At 68.8% G+C, this 7,661-nt stretch carries 3 protein-coding genes; 2 read left to right on the plus strand and 1 reads right to left on the minus strand.

Annotation, left to right across the window (positions count from 1 at the left end):
* Positions 1–20 precede the first annotated feature (20 nt).
* Positions 21–2,630, minus strand: coding sequence for an alpha-glucan family phosphorylase (gene glgP, locus V3W46_RS01370; RefSeq protein ID WP_331781289.1), 2,610 nt, complete (start codon positions 2,628–2,630; stop codon positions 21–23).
* Between the two features lie 177 nt (positions 2,631–2,807).
* Between glgP and V3W46_RS01375 the strand changes: the two genes are divergently transcribed.
* Together V3W46_RS01375 and glgB are read left to right on the plus strand one after the other, a co-directional pair.
* Positions 2,808–4,928 (plus strand): alpha-1,4-glucan--maltose-1-phosphate maltosyltransferase, encoded by a 2,121-nt coding sequence (locus tag V3W46_RS01375; RefSeq protein ID WP_331781290.1) that lies wholly within the window; start codon positions 2,808–2,810, stop codon positions 4,926–4,928.
* A gap of 289 nt (positions 4,929–5,217) precedes the next feature.
* Entirely contained in the window at positions 5,218–7,437 is a 2,220-nt protein-coding gene (glgB, locus tag V3W46_RS01380; protein WP_331781291.1) for a 1,4-alpha-glucan branching protein GlgB, read from the plus strand.
* Positions 7,438–7,661 lie beyond the last annotated feature (224 nt).

A 7,661-nucleotide genomic window follows, 5' to 3' on the forward strand; every position in this document is an offset into this window, starting at 1 on the left:
CCTACTCAACCAGCGGGGGGTCAGCGGGCGGAGGCGATCAGCCCGAGCTCGGCCGCCGAGGCCAGGTTGGCGTGCTTCGGCACCACGCGCACCGTGTACCCGAACGAGCCGGCACGCCCGAGCACCACGGTGCCCGAGAAGCCCCAGAGCCCGTCGGAGTCGGTGTGGGCCGACCCCGGGTTCACGATCGTGATCGGGGTGGTGTTGGTGGGCAGTTGCGCGGGCGAGAGCGCCACCGAGGCGACGTCGGTGAGGGCATCCCCCGTGGTCGTGTGCCCGTAGACCACCTCGACCGCGACGTCGTCGGGCGTCAGCGAACCGAGCTGGATGCGCGCCCGCACCTGCAGCTCGTCGCCGACCTGGGGCGTGTCGTCGAGCCCGCCCGACTCGACGTGCACGACCGCGACCGACGACCACGCCGCGCGCTCGCGCTCCTTCCACTCCGAGAGTTCGACGGCGGGCGAGTAGTCGTGCCCCTCGATGACCGTGGCCGCCGCAGCCGCGGGCAGGTAGAGCCGCAGAACGTACTCTGACACCATGCGGTCGGCCGAGAGCGACGGCGACAGCGTGGCGAGGGTGTGCCGGATCGACTTGGTCCAGCGCTGCGGCAGACCCTGCGCGTTGCGGTCGTAGAACCGCGGCGCCACCTGGTGCTCGATCAGGTCGTAGAGCGCCTCCGACTCGAGCTGGTCGCGCTCTTCGGGGGTGTCGGCAGAGTCGGCGGTGGGAATCGCCCAGCCGTTCTCGCCGTCGTAGTACTCGTTCCACCAGCCGTCGAGAATCGACAGGTTGAGGCCACCGTTGAGGGCGGCCTTCATTCCGGATGTCCCACACGCCTCGAGCGGCCGCAGCGGGTTGTTCAGCCACACGTCGGTGCCGGGGTACAGCTTCTGCGCCATGCCGATGTCGTAGTTCGGCAGGAAGGCCATGCGGTGCCGCACCTCGGGGTCTGAGGCGAACTGCACCAGCTTCTGGATGAGCCGCTTGCCCTCTTCGTCGGCCGGATGCGACTTGCCCGCGATCACCATCTGAACGGGCCGATCGGGGTTCAGCAGAATCGACTTCAGCCGCGCCGGGTCGTGCAGCATCAGCGTGAGCCGCTTGTAGGTCGGAACCCGCCGGGCGAATCCGATCGTCAGCACGTCGGGGTCGAGCAGCGTGCGAAACCACGACGGCGGAATCGACCCCGGGCTGCGCTCGAGCCACGCCTCGGTGACCCGGTGCCGGGCATCCGCCACCAGCTGGCGCCGCATGTCGTTGCGCACCGCCCAGAGGTCTTCGTCGCTCACGTCTGACGAGAGCCAGTTCGCGTGCGCCGTGTCGGAGGTGCCGAGGCGGCGTTCGGCGAGTTCGGTGAGCAGCGGGTCAGTCCAGGTGGGGGCGTGCACGCCGTTGGTGACCGAGGTGATGGGCACGTCGGCCTGGTCGAATCCCGGCCAGAGCCCTGCGAACATGCCGCGGCTGACCTCGCCGTGCAACAGCGAGACGCCGTTGGCGCGCTGGGCGAGCCGGAGCCCCATCACGGCCATGTTGAACATGCCGGGACTGCCGCCGTTGGCCACCTCGTTGCCGAGGGCCAGGATGGCCGACACGTCGACCCCGGGCAGCAGGTCGGTCGAGAAGTAGCGTTCGACGAGCGAGGCGTCGAACCGGTCGATGCCCGCCGGCACCGGCGTGTGGGTGGTGAACACGGTGCCGGCCCGCACGACCTGCAGCGCGACGTCGAACGACAGGCCCTCGCCGATCAGGTCGCAGATGCGCTCGAGCCCCTGGAAGCCGGCGTGCCCCTCGTTGGTGTGGAAGACCTCGGGTTCGGGGGTGTCGGTCAGTTCGGCGAAGATCTTCAGCGCACGGATGCCGCCGATGCCGAGCAGCAGCTCCTGCAGCAGCCGGTGCTCGCCGCCGCCGCCGTACAGCCGGTCGGTGACCGAGCGCAGGTCGTCGTCGTTGTCGGGAATGTCGGTGTCGAGCAGCAGCAACCGGATGCGCCCCACCTGCGCCTGCCAGATGCGGGCGTAGAGGGCCCGGTCGTCGGGCAGGGCGAGCACCACCTGCGCGGGCGAGCCGTCGGCGAGGCGCAGCACGTTCAGCGGCAGCCCGTCGGGGTCGAGCACGGGGTAGCTCTCCTGCTGCCAGCCGTCGCGCGAGATGGCCTGCCGAAAGTACCCGGCCCGGTAGAACAGCCCCACACCGATGATCGGCACGCCGAGGTCTGACGCGGCCTTGAGGTGATCGCCGGCCAGGATGCCCAGGCCGCCCGAGTACTGCGGAAGCGCCGCCGCGATGCCGAACTCGGGCGAGAAATAGCCGATGCTGTGCGGCTTCGGCTCGTCAAGACCCTGGTACCAGCGGGGCTCGTTCACGTATCGATGCAGGTCGTCGCGCAGGCTGTTCGCCCACGACACGAAGCCCTCGTCAGCCGCCAGCTGCTTCAGCCGGTCGGGGCTCACCGCGCCGAGCAGGGCGACGGGGTCGCCCACGGTCGCCTCCCAGTCGTCGGGCGAGATGTGGGCGAAGAGCTTGCGGGTGGGCTCGTGCCACGACCACCGCAGGTTGGCGACCAGTTCTCCGACCGCCGACAGCTCGGGGGGCAGAACAGACCTGACGGTGAATCTGCGAATCGCTTTCACGTGCTCTGGCTCCTTCGGGTACTCACGGTGCCGTCACGGGTGTCGACGGTAGCGCGTGGAACAACCTGTCGCGCCAGCCTAGAACAGGTAGGTTACCGAACGCTAAACGCGCAAGGGGTGCACGATTGCGAGCAGCCCGGCGGTCTTTGTTGGTACGGTCGAATCGTGGCTAAGTCAGTGGTTAAACCAGCAGTCAAGGCGTCGGCCAGAACGTCGGCGAAAGCGGTCGCCGAGAAGCCCGCGCCCGCGTTCGAACCCATCATCGGGCGCATCCCGATCGTCGACGTGTTTCCGCAGGTCTCGGGCGGCCGATGGCCGGCGAAGGCCTACGCGGGCGAGGTCATCCCGTTCGGCGCCACCGTCTTTCGTGAGGGCCACGACGCCGTCGGCGCCCGCGTCGAACTCGTCGACCCGTCGGGGGCGACCGCGTCGTACGGGCTCCGGATGATCGGCAGCGGCATCGACCGCTACCAGCGTCTCGCGCACGTGCCGGTCGCGGGCTCGTGGCGCTTCCGCATCCACGCCTTCAGCGACGACTACGCCACCTGGGAGCACAACGCCGCGATCAAGGTGCCGGCCGGCATCGACGTCGAGCTGATGTTCCTGATCGCGAGCGAGCTCTTCGTCCGCGCCGGCTCGCATGCGGCACGCCCTGCCGCCGACCGCGCCCTCTTCGACGACCTGGCGCTGCTCGTCGCCGACACGACCCTTCCGGCCGACGACAGACTGGCTGCGGCGACGGCGCCGGCGGTGCTCGAGGCCGTCGACCGCCTGCCGATCGCGAGCCTCGACACCTACTCCGAGTGGCACGACCTCAAGGTCGAGCGGCAGCGCGCCGGGTACGGTGCCTGGTACGAGTTCTTCCCCCGCTCGGTGGGTGCCGTGGCCAACGCCGACGGCAGCATCACGAGCGGCACGTTCCGCACGGCCGCCCGGCGCCTGCCCGAGGTCGCCGCGATGGGCTTCGACGTGCTGTACCTGCCGCCGATCCACCCCATCGGCGAGGCTTTCCGCAAGGGGCCGAACAACACCCTCACGGTGAAGGAGGGCGACCCGGGGTCGCCGTGGGCCATCGGCTCGTCGGCCGGCGGGCACGATGCCGTGCACCCCGACCTCGGCACGGTCGCCCAGTTCAAGATCTTCGTGCAGGCCGCTCAGAAGGCCGGCCTCGAGGTGGCACTCGACTTCGCGCTGCAGGCCAGCCCCGATCATCCGTGGGTCAAAGCCCACCCGGAGTGGTTCACCACCCTGCCCGACGGCTCGATCGCGTATGCCGAGAACCCGCCGAAGAAGTACCAGGACATCTATCCGATCAACTTCGACAACGACCCGGCGGGCATCCGCGCCGAGGCCCTGCGCATTCTGAAGTTCTGGATCAAGGCCGGTGTGCGCATCTTTCGCGTCGACAACCCGCACACCAAGCCGCTCGACTTCTGGGAGTGGATCATCACCACGATCAACCTCGAGTTTCCCGACGTCATCTTTCTCGCCGAGGCCTTCACCCGACCGGCGCTCATGCAGACGCTCGCGAAGGTCGGCTTCCAGCAGTCGTACACGTACTTCACCTGGCGCAACTCGAAGGAGGAGCTCGAGGAGTTCCTCGACGGGCTCGTGCACGAGACTGCCGCGTTCTTCCGCCCGAATCTGTTCGTGAACACCCCCGACATTCTGCACGCCTACCTGCAGTTCGGCGGTCGGCCGGCGTACAAGATCAGGGCCGCCATCGCCGCGACGGGGTCGCCGACCTGGGGCGTCTACTCGGGTTACGAGCTCATCGAGAACGTGGCCCGCGCGGGGTCTGAAGAGAACATCGACAACGAGAAGTACGAGCTCAAGCTGCGCGACTTCGCCGCCGCGGAGGCTGCAGGAACGTCGATCGCGCCGTACATCACCCAGCTCAACGAGATCAGGCGCGCGCACCCCGCGCTGCAGCAGTTGCGCAACCTCGACATCCACGCCAGTGACGACGACTCCATCCTCGTCTACAGCAAGTACATCGCGGGCGAGTTCACCGCCAGCGGTGAGGCCGACGGCATCATCGTCGTGGCGAACGTCGACCCGTGGTCGGTGCGCGAGACCACGGTGCGGCTCGACGTGACGAAGTTCGGCTTCGAGCCGGGCGCGCAGTTCGGCGTCACCGACCTCATCACCGGGGCCACCTGGCAGTGGGGCGCCGACAACTACGTGCGCCTGAACGCCTTCGGCGAGCCCGTGCACATCCTGAAGGTGCACTACGGCACCGATGCCGACGACGCTCCGGATGCCGTGGCCGCCCCCGCGCCCGAGGCCACCCCGTGACCCTCCTCCGCCGGTCGAGTAGCCAGCGCCCCAGGCGCAGGCGTATCGAAACCCCAACGCCCGCCGGTTTCGATACGCGACGCTCTGCGCCGCTACTCAACCAGCGGCCCACTCCCGCGACGGCCCACCGCCGCCGGTTGAGTAGCCAGCGCCCCAGGCGCAGGCGTATCGAAACCCCCACGCACCCCGGTTTCGATACGCGACGCTGCGCGCCGCTACTCAACCAGCGACGCTCCGCGCCGCTACTCGACCAGCACTCCTCTCTCTCGACCGAAAGCGCAGACCTCTGATGTCACAGATCGACGGGCTCACCACCCTCAGCCTCCCCCAGGTGCCCGAATCGGTGCTCGAGCAGGTGGCCACCGGTTCGTACTTCGACCCCCACAAGGTGCTCGGGCAGCACCTCGTGAAGGGTGAGGGTGTGAGCGACCCGATCACGGTCATCCGTACTCTGCGCCCGCTGGCGCGCGAGGTGGTGGCGGTGCTGTCGAACGGCGCCCGCGTGCAGCTCACCCATCTCTGGGGCGGAATCTGGCACGGCTTCACCCTCACCGGCATCAACGACTACCTCATCGAGGCCACCTACGACGACGGCTCGACATGGACGGCCGACGACCCCTACCGCTTCTCGCCCACCCTCGGCGAGCTCGACCTGCACCTCATCGGCGAGGGCCGGCACGAGCAGCTGTGGGATGTTCTGGGCGCCCACTACCGCACGCACTACGGCGCCGAGGCCGCCTTCGCCGGCACGGCGTTCGCCGTCTGGGCCCCGCACGCCCGCGCCGTGCGCGTGATCGGCGACTTCAACGGCTGGGACGGCACACGCCATTCCATGCGCAGCCTGGGCGCCACCGGCGTCTGGGAGGTCTTCATTCCCGACCTCGAGCCGGGCAGCACCTACAAGTTCGAGCTGCTGGCGCAGCACGGCGGCTGGGTGCAGCACGCCGACCCGATGGCGCGCCGCACCGAGGTGCCGCCACTCACCGCGTCGGTCATCACCGAGTCGCACTACGAGTGGTCAGACGGCGACTACCTGCGTGCCCGCGCCGAGCGCGACCCGCACAACTCCCCCATGAGCGTCTACGAGATGCACCTCGGCTCGTGGCGTCCGGGCCTCGACTACCGCTCGCTGGCCGACCAGCTCATCGCCTACCTGAACGAGCTCGGTTTCACGCACGTGGAGTTCATGCCGCTGGCCGAGCATCCGTTCGGCGGTTCGTGGGGCTACCAGGTGACGTCGTACTACGCCCCGACGGCCCGCTTCGGCACTCCGGATGACCTGCGGTACCTCATCGACCGCCTGCACCAGGCGGGGTTCGGCGTGCTGCTCGACTGGGTTCCGGGCCACTTTCCGAAAGACGAGTGGGCGCTGGCGAAGTTCGACGGTGACGCCCTGTACGAGCATCCAGACCCCCGCCGCGGCGAGCAGCCCGACTGGGGCACGCTGGTGTTCAACTTCGGCGACTCGAAGGTGCGCAACTTCCTGGTCGCGAACGCGTTGTACTGGCTCGAGGAGTTCCACATCGACGGCCTGCGGGTCGACGCCGTGGCTTCGATGCTCTACCTCGACTACTCGCGCAAAGAGGGCCAGTGGCTGCCGAACCAGTACGGCGGCCGCGAGAACCTCGAGGCGATCAGCCTGCTGCAGGAGGTCAACGCGACGGCCTACCGGCGCTACCCCGGCATCGTGATGATCGCCGAGGAGTCGACCAGCTGGCCCGGCGTCACGCACCCGACGAATCAGGGCGGCCTGGGGTTCGGCATCAAGTGGAACATGGGCTGGATGCACGACACCCTGGCCTACATCGAGACCGACCCGCTGTACCGCTCGTACCACCACGGCGAGATCACGTTCTCGTTTCTGTACGCGTTCAGCGAGAACTTCATTCTGCCGATCTCGCACGACGAGGTCGTGCACGGCAAGGGCTCGCTGCTGTCGAAGATGCCGGGCGACCACTGGCAGAAGCTCGCGAACCTGCGCGCCTACCTCGGATTCATGTGGGCGCATCCCGGCAAGCAGCTGCTCTTCATGGGCCAGGAGTTCGGCCAGCCCTCCGAGTGGAGCGAAGAGCGCGGCCTCGACTGGTGGATTCTCGACCAGCCCGTGCACCGCTCGCTGCTGCACCTCGTGTCGAGCTTGAACCGCGTCTACCGCGAGAACCCCGCGCTCTGGCTGCGTGACAACGAGGCCGGCGGCTTCGAATGGATCGACGGCGGCTCGAGCGAGAAGAACCTCGTGTCGTTCCTGCGGTGGGATGCCGAGGGCAACCCGATCGCGGTGCTGATGAACTTCAGCGGCGCCCCTGTGGGCCCCTACCGCGTGGGGCTGCCCTTCGGCGGCGCGTGGGACGAGATCATCAACACCGATGCACTCGAGTACGGCGGTTCGGGCGTGGGCAACTTCGGAACCGTGCAGGCCGAGTCGGTGCCGTGGTCGGGCCGTCCGGCCTCGGTCGAGCTGACCCTCCCCCCGCTGGCGGCCCTCTACCTGAGGCCCCGCCCCCGCTGACCGAATAGCACGGCGCAGCCGCGCCCCGCCGACTGAGTAGCACGGCGCGGCCGCACCCCGCCGACTGAGTAAGCACGGCACAGCCGCACCCCGCCGATTGGGTAGCACGGCACAGCCGCACCCCGCCGACCGAGTAGCACGGCGCAGCCGCGCCCCGCCGATTGAGTAGCACGGCGCAGCCGCGCCCCGCCGATTGAGTAGCACGGCGCAGCCGCGCCCCGCCG

Source organism: Subtercola sp. YIM 133946 (genome assembly GCF_036553535.1).
Taxonomy (GTDB): domain Bacteria; phylum Actinomycetota; class Actinomycetes; order Actinomycetales; family Microbacteriaceae; genus Subtercola.